Source organism: Tamlana crocina, from assembly GCF_012037625.1.
This window is the reverse complement of sequence record NZ_JAAVJS010000004.1, coordinates 173,959-191,260: the sequence shown is the minus strand read 5'-3', so window position 1 is coordinate 191,260 and position 17,302 is coordinate 173,959. Positions and strand designations below refer to the sequence as shown.

Annotated in this window: 17 protein-coding genes; 10 read left to right on the top strand and 7 right to left on the bottom strand. The window is 36.6% G+C overall.

Features of this window, described 5'->3' with window-relative positions; translation table 11 throughout:
- Window positions 1–2 precede the first annotated feature (2 nt).
- Window positions 3–332: a hypothetical protein gene (locus tag HC176_RS04325; protein WP_167916952.1), complete on the bottom strand. Its 330-nt coding sequence runs from the start codon at window positions 330–332 to the stop codon at window positions 3–5.
- 256 nt (window positions 333–588) lie between these two features.
- Between HC176_RS04325 and HC176_RS04320 the strand changes: the two genes are divergently transcribed.
- Window positions 589–1,317, top strand: coding sequence for a hypothetical protein (locus HC176_RS04320; RefSeq protein ID WP_167916951.1), 729 nt, complete (start codon window positions 589–591; stop codon window positions 1,315–1,317).
- 177 nt (window positions 1,318–1,494) lie between these two features.
- Here HC176_RS04320 and HC176_RS04315 read toward each other — a convergent pair whose 3' ends face one another.
- Together HC176_RS04315 and HC176_RS04310 are read right to left on the bottom strand one after the other, a co-directional pair.
- Window positions 1,495–3,039 carry a PepSY-associated TM helix domain-containing protein gene (locus HC176_RS04315; RefSeq protein ID WP_167916950.1) on the bottom strand — a complete coding sequence of 515 codons (1,545 nt, stop codon included), beginning with the start codon at window positions 3,037–3,039 and terminating at the stop codon, window positions 1,495–1,497.
- A gap of 3 nt (window positions 3,040–3,042) precedes the next feature.
- Window positions 3,043–3,342, bottom strand: a complete 300-nt coding sequence (locus tag HC176_RS04310) for a hypothetical protein (RefSeq protein ID WP_167916949.1) — start codon at window positions 3,340–3,342, stop codon at window positions 3,043–3,045.
- Window positions 3,343–3,378: 36 nt separating this feature from the next.
- Here HC176_RS04310 and HC176_RS04305 point away from each other — a divergent pair, with 36 nt between their 5' ends.
- Complete coding sequence (locus tag HC176_RS04305; RefSeq protein ID WP_167916948.1) at window positions 3,379–3,639, top strand: hypothetical protein; 261 nt, start codon at window positions 3,379–3,381, stop codon at window positions 3,637–3,639.
- A 44-nt stretch (window positions 3,640–3,683) separates the two neighbouring features.
- Here HC176_RS04305 and HC176_RS04300 read toward each other — a convergent pair whose 3' ends face one another.
- The gene (locus HC176_RS04300) at window positions 3,684–4,400 is read right to left on the bottom strand and encodes a DUF4198 domain-containing protein (protein ID WP_167916947.1); all 717 of its coding nucleotides are present in this window, start codon (window positions 4,398–4,400) and stop codon (window positions 3,684–3,686) included.
- 101 nt (window positions 4,401–4,501) lie between these two features.
- On the bottom strand, window positions 4,502–6,829 hold the full coding sequence (locus HC176_RS04295; RefSeq protein WP_167916946.1) for a TonB-dependent siderophore receptor: 2,328 nt from the start codon (window positions 6,827–6,829) through the stop codon (window positions 4,502–4,504).
- 78 nt (window positions 6,830–6,907) lie between these two features.
- On the opposite strand from HC176_RS04295, the gene HC176_RS04290 reads away from it, so the two are divergent.
- Complete coding sequence (locus tag HC176_RS04290; RefSeq protein ID WP_167916945.1) at window positions 6,908–7,897, top strand: helix-turn-helix transcriptional regulator; 990 nt, start codon at window positions 6,908–6,910, stop codon at window positions 7,895–7,897.
- A 35-nt stretch (window positions 7,898–7,932) separates the two neighbouring features.
- On the opposite strand, the gene kdsA is transcribed toward HC176_RS04290, so the two are convergent.
- On the bottom strand, window positions 7,933–8,751 hold the full coding sequence (gene kdsA / locus HC176_RS04285; protein WP_167916944.1) for a 3-deoxy-8-phosphooctulonate synthase: 819 nt from the start codon (window positions 8,749–8,751) through the stop codon (window positions 7,933–7,935).
- Between the two features lie 31 nt (window positions 8,752–8,782).
- Window positions 8,783–9,145, bottom strand: coding sequence for a hypothetical protein (locus HC176_RS04280; RefSeq protein ID WP_167916943.1), 363 nt, complete (start codon window positions 9,143–9,145; stop codon window positions 8,783–8,785).
- Window positions 9,146–9,285: 140 nt separating this feature from the next.
- On the opposite strand from HC176_RS04280, the gene typA reads away from it, so the two are divergent.
- From typA to HC176_RS04245, 7 genes are all read left to right on the top strand, one after another.
- Complete coding sequence (gene typA, locus HC176_RS04275) at window positions 9,286–11,085, top strand: translational GTPase TypA (protein WP_167916942.1); 1,800 nt, start codon at window positions 9,286–9,288, stop codon at window positions 11,083–11,085.
- A gap of 10 nt (window positions 11,086–11,095) precedes the next feature.
- On the top strand, window positions 11,096–11,335 hold the full coding sequence (locus HC176_RS04270) for a uroporphyrinogen decarboxylase (protein WP_167916941.1): 240 nt from the start codon (window positions 11,096–11,098) through the stop codon (window positions 11,333–11,335).
- 173 nt (window positions 11,336–11,508) lie between these two features.
- On the top strand, window positions 11,509–12,819 hold the full coding sequence (locus HC176_RS04265; protein WP_167916940.1) for an O-antigen translocase: 1,311 nt from the start codon (window positions 11,509–11,511) through the stop codon (window positions 12,817–12,819).
- 32 nt (window positions 12,820–12,851) lie between these two features.
- Window positions 12,852–13,829 carry a GNAT family N-acetyltransferase gene (locus HC176_RS04260; protein WP_167916939.1) on the top strand — a complete coding sequence of 326 codons (978 nt, stop codon included), beginning with the start codon at window positions 12,852–12,854 and terminating at the stop codon, window positions 13,827–13,829.
- Complete coding sequence (locus tag HC176_RS04255; protein WP_167916938.1) at window positions 13,826–14,917, top strand: DegT/DnrJ/EryC1/StrS family aminotransferase; 1,092 nt, start codon at window positions 13,826–13,828, stop codon at window positions 14,915–14,917. The genes HC176_RS04260 and HC176_RS04255 overlap by 4 nt, the downstream gene beginning before the upstream one ends.
- Before the next feature lie 5 nt (window positions 14,918–14,922).
- The gene (locus HC176_RS04250) at window positions 14,923–16,212 is read left to right on the top strand and encodes an O-antigen translocase (RefSeq protein WP_167916937.1); all 1,290 of its coding nucleotides are present in this window, start codon (window positions 14,923–14,925) and stop codon (window positions 16,210–16,212) included.
- 2 nt (window positions 16,213–16,214) lie between these two features.
- Window positions 16,215–17,261 (top strand): glycosyltransferase family 2 protein, encoded by a 1,047-nt coding sequence (locus tag HC176_RS04245; protein ID WP_167916936.1) that lies wholly within the window; start codon window positions 16,215–16,217, stop codon window positions 17,259–17,261.
- Window positions 17,262–17,302: the final 41 nt, after the last annotated feature.

The following is a 17,302-nucleotide window of genomic DNA, read 5'->3' as shown; positions in this document are numbered from 1 at the left end:
GTTTAATTGATTTTGTTTTTCCGTAAAGTCGCGTTCATATTTATTACAAAATGGGTGCCATTAACAAGGTCTTCAAGTAGGTGCAAAAGAGGTTGGTTAAGTTTTATACGTACGTCTGCGAAACAAGTATGCTTCCATATAGTATCATAGTTTTTTTTGTTTCTTAGGCTTTCTGTTTTACAGTCTTGAACTAAATCTTGTAATTCGTCAATATCTTTTTGTGTTAGAAACATACCTACAGAGCCAATAACAATTTGAAATTTTATTTCACTGTCAAAACTGTTTTCTAAAGCGTAACTGGCACCGTACTCATTTTGGTATAGCAATTCCATTCGAGTAATTTTAAAATTTTATTTTGTTATTTAGAATGAATCTTAATAAATTTGACACAAATATAATTATATTATTTAGAATTATTCTAAATAAAACCAAATCTTATTAAAATTTTGTTATAACAAACCCTTTGCTAAGCGAATAGCTGTTAGGATTTAAGGAAAAAAATAGAATTTAAGTGGAGATGGTTAGTTAAGAATTTTTGATGATTAAAGGCAGATAGAAAAAAGAAGTTGTTAAATAAAATGAAAGGTTATGATTACCAACAATATTTCACCACGAGAAGTAACTTCTCAGTTCAGGATTACAGAGCATGTGTTTAATAGGTTTGAAATTGACTCATTTAGTCAAGATAAAATTTTAAACAACACTGCGTTAACCGAGATTAATCCGGATTTTTTGGTAGATGTTTTAAACGTGTTTTGCAACTACAAAGAGGTTGATATTGATATGTTTTCAAAATATTCAGTCCTTACCATAATAGATTATTTAGAACGGTCTCATAATTATTACAGGAGCAAAATTTTGCCTGAAATAGGGCAGAGTATTTCCAATTTACTTAATAATTACCCTGAGCATCATGCACTAAAAAATGTTTTACATAAGTTTTACTTTAAATACAAAGTGGATTTAGAAACTCATTTTAAGGAAGAAGAAGAAGGTATATTCCTGTATGCGAAGAAACTTTACAAAGCGGTTTACTTCCGGAAGGAGTTGTCGTTTTTAATTGAATTTTTTCGAAATAATTCAATTAATCATTTCATTGAAGAACATTCCGATACTATAGCTGAATTGTATGAGGTTATATGTGTGCTTTCAAGGTACAAACCGCCTGAAACCAATGCTTCTTCATTTAGGATTTTATTGGAAAAACTACATTATTTTGAGCACGATTTGAATATCCACGCCTTTATTGAAGACCGGGTTTTAATATGCATGCTTTTAACTTTAGAACAAAAACTTAACTTTGAAATTAACAATTGATCAAAGAGACGGAGTTGAAAGTTAATCGGCAATCAAGACTTTTCAATAAAGATTAATATGAGATTGTCCGAATTGGGGTTTTTAGAAGTTGGAATGCAATAAAGTTAAAATTTCATTGTGAATGTAGAATTCAAACTATCTCAATCCTTATTTTAAATACAAATTCGAACGTTTTTGTCAAACGTATTTTTTCCTTAGCTTAAAAAATACCCAAAGTGTCGTTGAGGCCAAAACCAACCAAAAGGCATCTATAAAAAAGATTTGAAATTGCTGGTTAGCGAACGCATTCCAAAGCCAATTTTGTGTCACTAAACCGTTGGTGATGGGAACCATAAATCCTAAAATACTTCCAGATAACAGGGTGTATTTATTGATAAAACCAAGTTCTTTTTTCCAAATAAAAAATACCGAAAGCACCAACCAGCCAATAAAATAGAAACTGTAAATAAAAGCTTTTCCTTCGGGTTGAAACACTTTAACCGCAATAAATGAAGCTGCCGTGATGGGGTACATGCTTAAGCAAACCGCTAAATACACACGAACCACGCGAAGGTTGAAACGGCGTTTCTTTTCGGGGATGTTTTTTTTGTTGCGGGCCACGAGCCAAATCATGACACCAGAAATAATAACAAAACACGAAATTAGCCCTAAAACAAAACTGACGATTTTTAAAGCATAATTACCATAATCGGCAAAATGTAATCTGTAAAGCGCATTTTTTACACCATCAAGATACGAGTTGTTGGTTTCGGGAATTTTTTGTGAAACGAGCTCGCCATCACTTACTTTATAAATGGCTTCTCCTACACCTGAAAATTTATCGGAATAGTTTAAATGACCATCAGTTAAGACGTGCATGTTTTCATTTCCGTAGTTAAAAATATGGACTTCGGATATATTAAAATCATCCCACTGATTTTTGGTTTTTTCAATGAACTGATTGAGGTTTATTGAGGTTTCGAGCGAGTCATTTTCCATTTCAAAATGCGGATGACTATAACCTAATTCTTCATAAAATTTAGCTTGGTCGCCATTAAATAGCACCATAACGTTCGGCGCCACCAAAACCAATTTTATCATAAAAAAGGCACCGGTTACGGCATACACAAACTGAAAGGGCAAGCCAATCATGCCCAATGCCGTATGGGCATCGGTCCATAAAGTTTTCAGCTTTTTTAAGGGACGGAACACGTAAAAATTCGACACTATTTTTTTCCAATGTACCAAAACGCCGGTGATGATGGCAAATAGAAAAAAGAAGGCCACAAAACCCGAGAGATAATACCCAACGGGATAAGGAATTTGCGCCAAAAAGTGAAGACGATATAAAAATTCGCCTAGCGAATAGGAATTTTGATAAGTGTGTTGTGTAAACTGCTTGGTGTCCAGATAGAAGAATTCCGGTTTTTTGGCTTCTTCGGGAGCCAATGAATCTTTTGAAGCAGAAAGGGACACCCCAATACGCTGCTGAACGTAATATTTTCTGAATTCAATATCCCTTCCGTATAAATCATATCGGGTTTTAAGCGTATCTAAAGTCGCATTAAAATCGATAGTAAAATCGTCTGTGATTTCAACCGATTCATTGCGTTCCCAGTTTACAATTTCATCCCTAAAAAATGAAAAAGAACCCGCGAAAAATATCACGTAAAGCACTACGCTGATGACGATGCCACTAACGGTATGGGTATGAAAAAGAATGTTGTAAGCTCTGTTTTTCATGGGTTAACTTATAATGGGATTGCACATTTTACCGATATAAATAATGGCAGAAAAAAGTAGGCTAAGCAACAGGTAGATTCCCCAGATTTTCCATCCGTTTTTTGAAAGAAAAGCAATGACCATTAATGATGCCCATAAAATAAATCCTGTAAATGTGGCGGTGATTATAACGTTTACGTGGTTTAACCAAAAAGAGAGCGCCATGTGAAACGTGATGGTTACCAAATATCCACCGATAAAACCAGCTGATATTTTTGCAACACGTTGCCAAGGGGATGAGAGGTATTTTGGGTTTGCGGGCATCAGTTGAAAATTAAAAATTCGAAACAAAGTGAAACAATGAACACGGTCAATATGGCGGCAGGCTTCAATAATTTTATGGGGTTTAAAAGCACGATGAGGCTTCCTAAAGTCATTAAAACGATAAAAAAGTATAATGTGCCAGTGCCTATGCCGAACCAAATACTACTTAGCAAACAGGAAATTACCAGGATAAATAACCCCAGTAACCTGCTTGTTTTATGTTGTTTTGATAACCAGCCTTCAAACCCGAAATTGGGATTTAAAATAGCCTTTTTTGAGGTGTTGCAAAGCACGTAAAATGCTATAAACACAAGGAATAAAATTATTGAAGCCATGTGAAATTATTGAATGGAGTATGTGGCACAGTGCCAAATAAATTCGTAATCTTCGTCTTTATATTTGCCGGGCACTTCTTCTTTTTTGGTGGTTTCAATTATGTATTTGGTTTCCCAAGGCAGTTTAAAGGAAACATAGCCGTTTTCGTCTGTTTCTAAGGTTTTGGACCATAAATCGGATACAAAAACCTTTAATTCATTTTTTGCTAAAGGTTCATTTTTAAACAACACTTGAAGTTTTACTTCGTTTTTGCTTTTTGAAATGTCTTTTACCACAATGCCCGAATCGTTTAGGGCAACGGTTTCATTCGAATTTTTACCAACTTGAAATTTGGCTGTGGAATGGTAATGCGTTTTGAAAATACCGAAATCATACTGAGTATAATCAATAACATCTATTTTATTATTGTTCAAAATAACGGTAAAAGTGCCATTTGCTTTTGGGGTGAATTTGGCCAAATAATAATCGTCTTGAGCTGTGGTTTTTAAGGCCGTTTTGTTGCCTTTGGCATCAACAACCCATAAATCAAATTGGTTAACGTTATTAAAGGCGTCGCCATTTACTTTTTCAATAACGCCATAGGTGTATTCGCCAAAGTGGACTTTTATAAGTTGTTCTTTTCCGATGTGTCCTGTTGGGGCGGTTTCAACCCAAAGATAATGGGCAAACGATTTGGTAGCCGTGAAGGCAATGAGTACGATAGTAATTAATGTTTTTTGCATAATGAGTGATTTAATAATGTTAAAAAGGCAGTCCCCTTAGTTGAAAAGAGGACTGCACAAACCAAAAAAATTGATGTTCAAATTGCTGACATTTGAAGTCTTTAAAATTTATATGTAACGGTTAGCCTACCGTTGATGCCCGGCTCTGATTGCCAGTACAGGTAGCTTCCGTAGTTAGATCCTGAGTACAGGTATTCATCAAGAATATTATTAACGTTTAGCTGAATGCGCATTTTGTTGTTTTTCCACGAAAGGGCTCCGTCCAATCTGAAATAATCTGGCAAATCCGATTGGTTATCGGCCGCCCAAGCCCAAGAGGAACGGTCTACTTGGTATTGGTAACCCAACGATGCACCAAATCCGTGAAGTGCTGTAGTTTCGGCAAAGTTGTAGTTTAACCATCCGTTGGTAACATGTTTCGAGTGGCCGGCCACCAAACTTCCCGATTTGTCCTCTACATTGGTATTGGCATAATTCAGGATGATGTTAAGTTCTGGAGTGATTTGTCCTTGGGCATCAAACTCAATACCTTTCGATTCAATTTTACCGGAGTAGATGGAAAAGTTTTCAGTTGGGAACGCGGGGTCGCCCACCAATATTTTGTTTTTGTTGATTTTGTAAACACCCAACGACGTATTCAGGTGTCCGTTAAACAACTTTAATTTTATTCCCCCTTCAATATCTTTACCTTCAATGGGGTCGTTCAGCAATTCGCCTGTACTGTTTATTCCGCTTTGGGGCAAAAAGGATTGGTCGAATAACGCATAAGCGGTTAGGTTGGGGATAATGTCGGCACTCAAGCCAACGCGCGGTGTTACTACGTTGTCTGATTCGGCTTTCCCTAAAGTGTGCAGGTTGGTGTATCTTCCGGCAAGGGTTAATCTAATTTTGTTTTCAATAAAGCCAATTTCGTCTTGCGCATAGTAGGCTCTTATTGAATTGGCCCCATACGGGTCGCCGCCGTTTCTATATTGAACGGGCACCGAGCGGCCAAAATTTGGTGTTGGGCTTACGCCATAAACCGGATTGAAAATATTGAAAGGCGCAGTGGTATCAACCACGGAAGATTCAAACCAATCGGCCCAATATTGCTTGTCGCTAAAATCGAATCCACCCATTACTTTGTGAGTTATGCTTCCGGTATTGAATGCCCCGTGAATGTAAACTTGGGCGTATTTTCCTAACGAAAGGGCATCCCATTTTGAAACGTATCTCGTGGCATCGCCATTTTCTTCAATACCGACTAGCCATGTTGAATTCCCAACTTGGTCATATCGTAAATAAGCCAATTGTCCTTCAACGCTCCAGTTATCTGAAAACTGATGTTTTACGTTTGTGAAGAACGTCACCTCTTGAATATCGGTTACGGGATAATCGTTATTGGTGAATTTAAAATCTCGGTCTAAACTAGCATACCCAGCACTTGATGGTGCAAAAATATATGCCGAACCAATATACGACTCTGCCTGTTGCAGATTCATTTCGGTAGTAATCGAGGTTTTATCACTGAATTTATAGGTAAGAGATGGAGCGATGCCATAGCGGGTTACGTCCTCATTGCCACGGTGACTGTCGGAAGTTTGGTACATCCCATTGAAACGGTACAACAATTTTCCGTCGTCGGTTAGTTTTCCGCCTAAATCAACGGTTCCTCTGTAAAAATCAAAGCTTCCACCAGATAACGATATTTGTGCGATACGTTTTTCGGTAGGTTTTTTGGTCACTACATTGTAGAAGCCACCAGGTTCACCCGCCGACATCATAAAACCGGCAGGGCCTTTTACAAACTCTATGCGTTCTACGGTATTCATATCTTCAGACAATGGCCCCCATGAATCCTGAACGTTAACCCCATTTCTAAAAGCAGGTAACCTAAAACCACGCATATTTACACGGGCAAAATGCCCCCAGTGCTCAAGCATGGTAACCCCACTAACGTTACGGATAATACCATCCATCATGTTGGTAGCCTGTTGGTCTAAAAGCAGTTCATTACTAATTACCTGTATGTTTTGTGGTAGTTTTACCAATTCGCCCTTTAAACGAAGTGAGGTTGAAGTTTCCCGCTCAGCGTATTTGTTGGTGTGTCCGTTAACAATAACTTCCCCTAAATTTTCTTGGTCTTCTAAAAGAACAACTTCGGGCACGTTTGTTACTTGGTTGGCCTTAATAGAAACCGACAAATCTTGTGGTTTATAGCCCACATACGAAATATGTAAGGTATAGTCGCCCGGCTCAATATTACTTAAAGTGTATTGCCCCGCACTATTGGTAAAGGTTCCATGCCGGGAGTTTTTTATAGATACGTTTACGTATTCTAAATTTTTTTTCTGATGAGACACCACTTTACCTTTCAGGCTTCCCGTTTGTGATAAAAGAGTTGCTGATGAAAAAATTAAAGTTGTTAGGAGTAATAATTTTTTTATCATAAGTTTGTTATTTGTAATTAGTCTAAATAAAATTTGATGCAAAAATAGAGCTAGACTCTCATTAATAAATGACGCGATTTGGAAAAAAAAAGACGTGAAACTGAAAATTTTGAAACGGTAGACTTAACTAAAGAACAATGCGGTTTTAAAGATTTTATAAGTAAAAAGGATAAACAGCACGGTAGTTGTGGTTTATTAACTAAGGAATATTCGGTTTTACCGGAATTTGGAAAAGGGCACATCATCGAGTTTTGTTTTGAGGATGTTAGTATCTCGATTAACCAGTTTACGTTTCATAAAAATTTCAAATTTCACAACGATTTTAAGCTGAATGGGCTATACCTTTCTTTTTTATTGAAAGGTGATATGGTTGTTCAAATCAACTCCCAGAATGAAGAAATACCGTATGATGAAAAGGAATCCTTTATGGCTTATGTAGAGACTGTTAACGGTACTTTTAAGTTTTATAAAAATCAGCTTTTTAAAGGGATTAAAATAAGGGTTGGTAAAGATTTTTTGAAAAAGCACGGACTAAACGATATATCGGAATTCAAGCAAATCACGGAAGAAAATCTCATTATACCGATAACAGATGAAGTACTTCCGGTAATTGAAAATTTGCAGCAAGAGCATGGAAGGGGCTTGGTAAAACGATTGCACTTGGGCGCAAAAGTGATTGAGGTTATCGCTTTGCAATTGGAAAATTATAAAAACTTAAAGCAGAAGCATAATGCCCAATCAAATCAAAAGTATATTAAAAAGCTGTTTCTTTTAAAACAGTTTTTAAAGGCCAACCTTAACCAAAATTATGCAATAATCGAATTGGCCAACGAAATAGGCTTGAGCGAAAATATCTTGAAATCAGAATTTAAACGCACTTTCAATTGCACAGTGAACCAATACTTTTTGGAGCAAAAAATGGAAAAGGCTAAATCGCTATTGCAAAATACAGATAGCCCTATTTATGAAATTTCAGAAGTAGTAGGCTATAAAAATGCGACACATTTTAGTGCGGCTTTTAAGCGGTTTTATAACGAAACGCCGAAAAACTATCGATTAAAGGTGTAACACCAAAACGATAACTTTTTTTCGAGAGCCTGTTGTTACAGGCTATTAACCGTTTTTCTGATGGCTACCAAATTGGTCAATAGTTTTTCCAAATTATCGAGATGTAGCATATTGGCACCGTCACTTTTGGCGTTGGCGGGGTCGAAATGGGTTTCAATAAACAGTCCGTCAACATTATTTACCACTCCAGCACGGGCAATGGTTTCAATCATATCGGGTCTTCCGCCGGTAATACCTGCACTTTGGTTGGGCTGTTGAAGGGAGTGGGTAACATCCAAAACCACTGGAGCGTATTGTTTCATTGTTGGAATGCCTCGAAAATCAACAATCATATCCTGATAGCCAAACATGGTTCCGCGGTCGGTAATCCACGCTTTATCGTTTCCAGAATCCTTAAATTTTTGTACAGCATGTTTCATGGCCTCGGGACTCATAAATTGCCCTTTCTTCAAATTCACCACTTTTCCCGTTTCGGCGGCAGCCACCACCAAATCGGTTTGGCGCACCAAAAAGGCAGGAATCTGCAATACATCTACATATTCGGCAGCCATAGCGGCATCACTTACTTCGTGAATATCGGTAACTGTGGGTACATCAAAGGTTTCAGAAACCTTTTTTAAAATTTTTAGTGCGTTTTCATTTCCAATTCCGGTAAAACTGTCAATTCGACTTCGGTTGGCCTTTTTAAAACTGCCCTTAAAAACATAGGGGATTTCCAGTTTGTTCGTAATTTCAATCACTTTTTCGGCAATTCTTAAGGCCATATCTTCGCCTTCAATGGCGCACGGGCCACACAGTAAAAAGAAATTATTGGAATAGGTGTGTTTTATTTTCGGAACTTCAGAAAGAGTCATTAGCTTAAAATTTAAGCCACAAATTTAAGAATTAAATATGTCCTTTTAAACTATTTCTTATAATCCACAATGCCATAATTAAATTGGCGAAAAGAAAAAGTCCGCCATAAAACGAAAGCTGTTTCAAAGGATAAGAGATGGAAATGATTTTTAGCATATCGGACAAAAATGCCAAAATAAGGTACGACGATATGCATACAAAAGTAATTCCTAAAGTGAAATTAAGGTTTTTATTCGGTTTAATAATTTGCCATAAAAACGGAACGGCAAACAATAAAATGGGGTAGGCTGTAATGCCATCGGTTCTGTTTATCGCCGTAAACCAATAAGCCGAAATGGCAATAAAATAAAGGTACGGGATGCTATTTGTGTATCTATTTATCAGGGTAGTCATGTTTTCTTAATCTTTGCTATTGAACATCAGTTCTTTATAAAATTAACGAAAACACAAATTTTAAAACATAATACCTTTTAAATATAACAAATATTTAACTAATAACATGTACCTTTGCAGCCTTAAAAAAGGCACTATATATGGCTACTATCAAAAACATTGCAATTATTGCACACGTTGACCACGGAAAGACCACCTTGGTTGATAAAATTATGTATCACTGTCAGTTGTTCCGTGAAAACGAGAACACTGGTGATTTAATTCTCGATAACAACGATTTGGAGCGTGAAAGAGGTATTACCATTACCTCAAAAAACGTTTCGGTAACTTATAAAGACACCAAAATTAACATTATCGATACGCCGGGTCACGCCGATTTTGGTGGTGAAGTAGAGCGTGTGTTGAACATGGCCGATGGCGTATTGCTGTTGGTTGATGCTTTTGAAGGCCCCATGCCACAAACCCGTTTTGTGTTACAAAAAGCCATTGATTTAGGGTTGAAACCTTGCGTGGTGGTAAACAAAGTGGATAAGGAAAACTGTACGCCAGATGAGGTTCATGAAAAGGTATTCGATTTGATGTTCGAATTGGGTGCGGAAGAGTGGCAGTTGGATTTTCCAACCGTTTATGGTTCGGCCAAAAACAACTGGATGAGCGAAGATTGGCAAAAGCCAACCGATAACATCGAGCCACTTTTAGATATGGTGATTGAGCACATTCCTGAACCAAAAATAGAAGCAGGCACTACCCAAATGTTAATCACATCATTAGATTACTCGTCGTTTACAGGACGAATTGCTATTGGGCGCTTAACCCGTGGCGAGCTTAAAGTGGGCCAAAACATTTCGTTGGTAAAGCGAGATGGCAAAGTGGTAAAAAATAGAATTAAGGAACTTCATATCTTTGAAGGCGTTGGCCGTAAAAAAGTAGATGAAGTTCAAGCAGGAGATATTTGTGCGGTTGTTGGACTTGAAGGTTTTGAAATTGGCGATACGATTGCCGATTTTGAAAATCCGGAAGGACTTAAAACCATTGCTATCGATGAGCCAACCATGAGTATGTTATTCACCATTAACGATTCGCCGTTTTTTGGGAAAGATGGTAAATACGTCACCTCTCGCCATATTAAAGATCGTTTGACCAAAGAGTTGGAAAAAAACTTAGCTCTTAGAGTTCAAGAAACCGACAGTGCTGATAAGTTCATGGTTTTTGGCCGTGGGGTATTGCACTTATCCGTTTTAATAGAAACCATGCGTCGCGAAGGATACGAACTTCAAATTGGGCAGCCTCAAGTTATCATCAAAGAAATTGATGGCGTAAAATGCGAGCCTGTCGAAGAAATGACCATCGATTTACCAGAGGAAGTTTCGGGCAAGGCTGTTGAAATGGTGACCATGAGAAAAGGAGAAATGATGAGTATGGAAGCCAAGGGCGACCGTATGGTTTGTGAATTTATTATTCCATCAAGAGGTATTATTGGTTTAAGAAATCAGTTGCTAACGGCTACTGCTGGTGAGGCGATTATGGCGCACCGTTTTAAGGAGTATCAGCCATTAAAAGGCGGTATACCAGAGCGTCAAAATGGATCTTTGGTTTCTATGGAAAACGGACAAGCTATTCCGTATTCTATCGACAAACTTCAAGAGCGCGGTAAGTTTTTTATCGATCCGGGAGAAGATATTTACGAAGGCCAGGTTATTGGTGAAAACTCACGTGGTGATGATATGACTGTAAACGTAACCAAAACTAAAAAGCTGAGTAACGTACGTTCTGCTGGAGCAGACGACAAAGCCAAAATTGTACCAGCAATTAAATTTTCTTTGGAAGAAGCCTTGGAATACATCCAAAAAGATGAATACGTTGAGGTGACGCCAAACCACTTGCGTATCCGCAAAATCTTTTTGAAAGAGGTGGACCGCAAGCGAAACAAATCTATATAACCGATATAACATGGATGATTTAGGGATTCCTTGGGTAGAATGGGTAGGCTATGCCGCCATGGCTACCGTTTTGGTTTCCTTTTTAATGAAATCCGTCAACAAATTACGAATAGTAAATGCCCTTGGGTGTTTACTATTTGTGTTTTATGGCTTTGTGCTTCAGCCTATTTCAAAGCCCATCATTATTACTAATGTGGCCATCTTCTGTATAAACTTGTTTTACATTTTAAAAAAAGAACACTCCAACTAATCTTTTTCCCTCCTGTTGTTTTTGTTTTGCTAAATCAAAATATCATAAGCTTAAAAATGGTTTGGATATTGATTTTTTTTTGGAAAAAGCGATAATAAATAAACCGAGTTTAGTGTTATAGCTAAAAGTTTTGTTAAATTGTCATCACCTACTACGGAAAAAAATCGTATTAATTGAAAAGATTAATAGACTACATAAATAGCAAGGTTTTAGTGCAGATGGCTTCATTGCAAATAGTTTCTGTAATCACTAAAATAGTTGCGGGCATATTAACATCAAAAGCCATTGCTGTTTTTATTGGCCCCGTGGGCTTGGCTCTTGTCGGGAACCTACGTGATTTTGTAAAAGCTTTTCAAACCATTGCTACCGGAGGATTTTACAAAGGGGCTGTAAAATATATTTCGGAATTTAAAGAGGATGCTTATAATTTAAGCAAAACTGTTTCAACCATTTATTATACAGGGTTTGTTTTTACCATTTTGGTGTCGTTCTTCTGTTATTTTAAGGCCGAATGGATAAACACGGTTATATTCCCCATATACAATGATTATGCCTACGTTATCCAGATTTTTGCCATTGTGTTGCCTTTTTATGCACTGAATTTGTTTTCGTTTGCCATAATGAATGGGTTCTCGAAATACAAAATTCTTATTGTAATCAATATTATTGGGCAGATTTTAAGTGTCTCAATCGCTTTACTTTTAATATACCAAAACCAAATTGATGGGGCACTGATTTCGGTAGTTATTGCCGAATCATTGATTTTTTTAATCACCTTAGTCGGCATCATCAATAGACGCAGTTTAGTGCCCTTGATAAAGGCCAGAAATGTTAGTTTTCAGTTTTTTAAGAACATGGGCACGCATTCATTAATGGCAGTGTTTTCTGCTATTTTATTGCCGTTGGTTGGAATAGCCATCCGTACTTACATTATCGATAATGTAGGCTTTAAGGATGCTGGTTTTTGGGAAGCCATGACACGAATTTCCAAATACTATTTAATGTTTATTAGTTCGTTAATCGCGTTATATCTACTTCCTAGATTTGCTGAAATTGATAGCACCAAGGAATTTAAAAAAGAGGTGTTTAGTTTTTATAAAACCATTATTCCGGTACTAGCGGTAGGCCTATTGATTATATACCTTTTAAAGCACTATATAGTTTTGGCGATTTTTACTGATGAATTTCAGCCTGTAGAGGATTTATTTATTTGGCAGTTGTTGGGCGATTTTGTTAAGGTGCTCAGCATTGTAATTGCCTACCAGTTTTTGGCCAAGAAAATGTTTTGGCATTATGTATTGACCGAGGCGTTTTTAGTGATCATTCTTTATACCACCAGTGTGTATTTTATCAATTCGGTAGGAGGAGCTAAAGGCGCGGTAATAGGCCACTTTGTGAGTTATTTAATGTATTTTGGTATTATATTACTCATATTTGGCAGTTCGCTTTTTGGGGTTGATGCAGATAAGAACTTTGAGAAATAAGTTTTATTGTTTTTGTAGAAAAACAGGATAAAATGGAAGAATATACCGTAGTCAAATATTCGTCGTTATACTGTAAAGCATGGAATGATTTTTTGTTGAATTCCAAAAATGCTACATTTTTGTTCCATCGAGATTTTATGGAATACCATGCTGATAGATTTGAAGATTTTTCGTTGATGATTTTCAAAAAAGGGAAACTGATCGCTTTGTTTCCGGCCAATAAATCCGGGGATAAAATATATTCACATCAAGGGTTGAGTTACGGCGGGGTACTTTTAAAAGATGAAACTAAGTTAAGAGAGGTTTTAAACATATTCTATACGCTTTTAGAGTTTTTGGATAAGAAGCATTTTAAGGTTTTAGAAGTAAAAATGTTACCATCATTTTATACGCTATTACCAAACCAAGAGTTAAACTATTTATTGTTTGTCCTGAATGCCCACTTGGTAAAAAGTGAAACACTATCTGTAATCAATCAAAAAAATCCCGTACCGATTTCAAAAAACAGGTTGGAGGGATGCAAACGAGGCCTGAAAACCGGATTGAAGGTTATTGAGGAAACTGATTTTAAATCATTTTGGAATGAAATATTGATTCCGAATTTAATAAAAAAGCATCAAGTAACTCCGGTACATACACTTGAGGAAATTAGTTATTTAAAACAAAAATTTCCTGAGAACATAAAGCAATTCAATGTGTACCAGAACCGAAAGATTGTTGCCGGCGCCACTATGTTTTTAACCGAAAATGTAGCACATTGCCAATATATTTCGGGCAATGCAGATAAAAACCAACTTGGCAGTTTAGATTTTCTTTTTCAACATTTAATAAAAAATGTTTTCGTTGAAAAGGCTTATTTTGATTTCGGATCCTCCAACGAAAATGATGGAAAAAACATTAACACCGGCTTGCAGTTTTGGAAGGAAGGTTTTGGCGCCAGAACCATGGTGCAGGAATTTTATAGTATCAATATTGGTAATTATCATGCGCTAAAATCGGTAATGTTATGATTAAGTTTTTGGACCTAAAAAAAATAAACTCAAAATTTGAAGAAGCGTTTAAAGCCAGATTTGATGGTTTTTTAAGCTCAGGTAATTATATATTGGGTAAACAGGTTGCGAAATTCGAATCCAATTTTGCGGAGTATTGTGGCAGTAAATATGCAATTGGTGTGGGCAATGGGCTGGATGCGATATCCTTAACCTTCAGGGCTTATATAGAAATGGGTAAGCTAAAGGAGGGCGATGAAATCATTGTGCCAGCCAATACGTTTATTGCATCGGTAATTGGGGTGTTGAATGCCAAGTTGGTTCCCGTTTTTGTTGAGCCCAGATGGGAAACTTTTAATATTAACCCCGATTTGGTCGAGCAGCATATAACCGATAAAACCAAAGCCATTTTGCCCGTTCATTTATACGGACAATTATGTGAAATGGACAAAATTAATAGCATTGCCCAAAAGCACAATTTGTTGGTGGTTGAAGACGCCGCCCAAGCCCACGGGGTAAGCTACAATAATACAGCGGAACATAGTAATCCCAAAGCATATAGTTTTTATCCGGGTAAGAATTTAGGAGGACTCGGGGACGGCGGAATGGTTGTAACCAATGATTCGAATTTAACCGATACCATAAAAAAGTTGAGAAATTACGGCTCGGCCATAAAGTACGAAAACCAATATATTGGTGTGAATTCTAGACTAGACGAAATTCAAGCAGCATTTTTAAATATAAAATTGCCGTTTTTAGATCGGGAAAACGAGGCACGGCGACAAATAGCCAAGCGGTATTTGTCTGAAATCAAAAACAAAAAAATCATATTGCCGTATTGGGATGGTAGCAGTAACCATGTATTCCATTTGTTTGTTGTCCGTACGGAAAATAGAGGTGCATTAAAAAAGCATCTTGAGAAAGCGAATATTGAAGCTTTGATTCATTATCCCATTCCGCCGCATAAACAGCAAGCTTTGGAGGAGTGGAAGTCTTTATCATTGCCCATTACCGAAAAAATACATCGGGAAGTATTGAGTTTACCTATTAACAGTACATTGACAGATGACGAGGTATCGGAAATTATTAGTGCCGTTAACGCTTTTTGAATACTATGCGATTTCCAAAATTCATATCGAATAATTTGGTACTGAAAATAACCTCCTTAAATTCGGTGGTTATTTTGGCCAAATTGGCCATTTCGGTGTTTGTTCAGCGTATTTTAGCTATAATGGTGGGTGAAGCCGGTATCGCAAAAATAGGCCAATTGCGTAACATTATGGATATGCTGGCCAGTTTTTCAACATTAGGCACTTTTAGCGGTATTATCAAATACGTGTCCGAATCTAAAGATGATAAAAAAGCGTTGGAAAAATTATTTTCAACAACATTTGTTTTTGCTGTTTTGGCATCATTTGTTTCCATGGTAGTGCTTTTTTGGGGAGCATCGTTCTTTTCAGAAAAATTATTCAGTACAACCGAGTATGCCGATGTGATAAAAATAGTGGCCGTTGTAGTACCTTTTATTGCGCTATACCGTATTTGTGCTGGTGTTGTAAATGGGTTGATGGCCTATAAGGTCTATGCCATTTCGGAGCTGTTGGCTTATATTTTATCAAGCATCATATTGGTAATTGCCTTGTACAGTTACAGTTTAAATGGCGTGTTGGTTGCTATAGCTATTGGCCCAATTTTTTACTTAATCGTATTGCTGTGCGTTTATGGGAAGGCGATAAAACGAATGGTTAAATTCAGCCCTTTTCCGTTAAAAGTACCTTTTTATAAATCGTTATTAGGGTTTTCGGTTATGTCTATTTCAGGACATATACTTTTCAATTATGTGGAAATTGATTTACGGAATATCATCATTCAAAAGCTTAATGTTGATGAGGCAGGGTATTGGACGGCCATGACCAATCTCTCTAAAAATTACATGATATTCGCATCAAGCATTTTTTCAATATATGTGTTGCCCAAGTTTGCAGGTTTGAAAACAGCCGTAGATTTTAAGAACGAAGTGCTAAATATTTATAAAACGTTGTTACCGTTGTTCGCTGTTGGATTGGTGTTGGTTTTTATTTTTAGAAATACAATTGTAGATCTGGTTTATCCCGGGTTTAGTGGCATTGAGCCTTTGTTTAAATGGCAACTGTTGGCCGATTTTGTGCGCTTGGCTTCTATGGTTGTAGCATTTCAGTTTTTAGCGAAAAAAATGGTAGCCGCCTTTGTGTTTACCGAGTTGTTTTCTGTGCTTACATTCTATGCGTTGGCGTGTTGTTTGATTGACACTCATGGTACAGAGGGCGTTGTTATAGCTAATTTTATAAGGTACATTTTGTATTTTGTTGTGGTAATTGCCATTCTGATTATCGGTTTTAAAAGAACGGAAAAAAATAAGTCATAACTATGTCGTTTTTGGTTTCAGTTATCATACCTGTTTACAATGGGGAAAAATACCTTCAAGAAACTTTGGAATCTGTTAAAAACCAAGCGTATTCAAACATTGAAGTGTTATTTATAGATGATTCATCAACAGATTCAAGCCTTTCTATTTTGAATGCATTTGCTGCAAACGATAATCGGTTTAAGGTGTTTAAAAAAGAGCGAGGCGGGATGGTGCCCAAAACCATGAATTTTATAAAACCACACATTAATGGGGATTGTTTTTATTATTCATCGCAGGATGATATTTTTTCGGAAGACCTCATAAAAAGTATGGTTGAAAAGCAAATACAAACCCAAGCAGATACTGTTTTGCCCGACATGGAATTTTACCACGAAAATAATCCTGAAAACAAAACAATTGTTGGTCTAAATGGAAATCGCAATATTGAGTTGACGGGAAAAGAAGCGTTGATTGCGTCGCTTGACTGGGCCATACATGGTTTTGCGCTGTTTAAAACTAGTTTGTTAGAGGGTGTTTATTTTCCAGAAGATGCCTTTGATTCTGATGAGTATATCACAAGAAAACTTTTTTTAAAAAGTAATAAAGTCGTTTTTAGTGAAGGTTGTTTTTTTTACAGGCAGGATAACAAAAATGCCATAACAAAAACCTTTTCGGCAAAAAATATTTACACATTAAATACAGCTAAAAAAATGTACGATTTACTGGATGAAAACGATGTGCCTAAAGAGTATGTTTTTCAGGCTCAACAAACTTTATTGGGAAATCATTTTGGGTTTTCGGCCATCCATTCATTTTTTAATTTCAAATCAAATATAGAAAAGGAAAAAACAAGAGACTTTTTAATCGACTTTAAAAAAAATGTGTTCACCAATGCATTTGTATTCCAGAATTTAAATTATGTCATAACGCGGCTTAAATTAAAATACATGATATTTTCCATGGTTTACAGCATAACGTTTTTGTTTGATTTGGTAAAACCAGTCTATTCCATGTACATCAAAATAAAATGGGAAAGAAAACTTAATGTTTCCCATCAAAATGATTAAATGTTGGTGTTTATTGAACAATAAAAATGATACATTTGTTT

Bases quoted from the DNA above. Each gene is read 5' to 3' on its own strand.
- HC176_RS04325 (WP_167916952.1), bottom strand. From the start codon at position 332: ATGGAATTGCTATACCAAAATGAGTACGGTGCCAGTTACGCTTTAGAA.
- HC176_RS04320 (WP_167916951.1), top strand. From the start codon at position 589: ATGATTACCAACAATATTTCACCACGAGAAGTAACTTCTCAGTTCAGG.
- HC176_RS04315 (WP_167916950.1), bottom strand. From the start codon at position 3,039: ATGAAAAACAGAGCTTACAACATTCTTTTTCATACCCATACCGTTAGT.
- HC176_RS04310 (WP_167916949.1), bottom strand. From the start codon at position 3,342: ATGCCCGCAAACCCAAAATACCTCTCATCCCCTTGGCAACGTGTTGCA.
- HC176_RS04305 (WP_167916948.1), top strand. From the start codon at position 3,379: ATGAACACGGTCAATATGGCGGCAGGCTTCAATAATTTTATGGGGTTT.
- HC176_RS04300 (WP_167916947.1), bottom strand. From the start codon at position 4,400: ATGCAAAAAACATTAATTACTATCGTACTCATTGCCTTCACGGCTACC.
- HC176_RS04295 (WP_167916946.1), bottom strand. From the start codon at position 6,829: ATGATAAAAAAATTATTACTCCTAACAACTTTAATTTTTTCATCAGCA.
- kdsA (WP_167916944.1), bottom strand. From the start codon at position 8,751: ATGACTCTTTCTGAAGTTCCGAAAATAAAACACACCTATTCCAATAAT.
- HC176_RS04280 (WP_167916943.1), bottom strand. From the start codon at position 9,145: ATGACTACCCTGATAAATAGATACACAAATAGCATCCCGTACCTTTAT.
- typA (WP_167916942.1), top strand. From the start codon at position 9,286: ATGGCTACTATCAAAAACATTGCAATTATTGCACACGTTGACCACGGA.
- HC176_RS04270 (WP_167916941.1), top strand. From the start codon at position 11,096: ATGGATGATTTAGGGATTCCTTGGGTAGAATGGGTAGGCTATGCCGCC.
- HC176_RS04260 (WP_167916939.1), top strand. From the start codon at position 12,852: ATGGAAGAATATACCGTAGTCAAATATTCGTCGTTATACTGTAAAGCA.
- HC176_RS04255 (WP_167916938.1), top strand. From the start codon at position 13,826: ATGATTAAGTTTTTGGACCTAAAAAAAATAAACTCAAAATTTGAAGAA.
- HC176_RS04250 (WP_167916937.1), top strand. From the start codon at position 14,923: ATGCGATTTCCAAAATTCATATCGAATAATTTGGTACTGAAAATAACC.
- HC176_RS04245 (WP_167916936.1), top strand. From the start codon at position 16,215: ATGTCGTTTTTGGTTTCAGTTATCATACCTGTTTACAATGGGGAAAAA.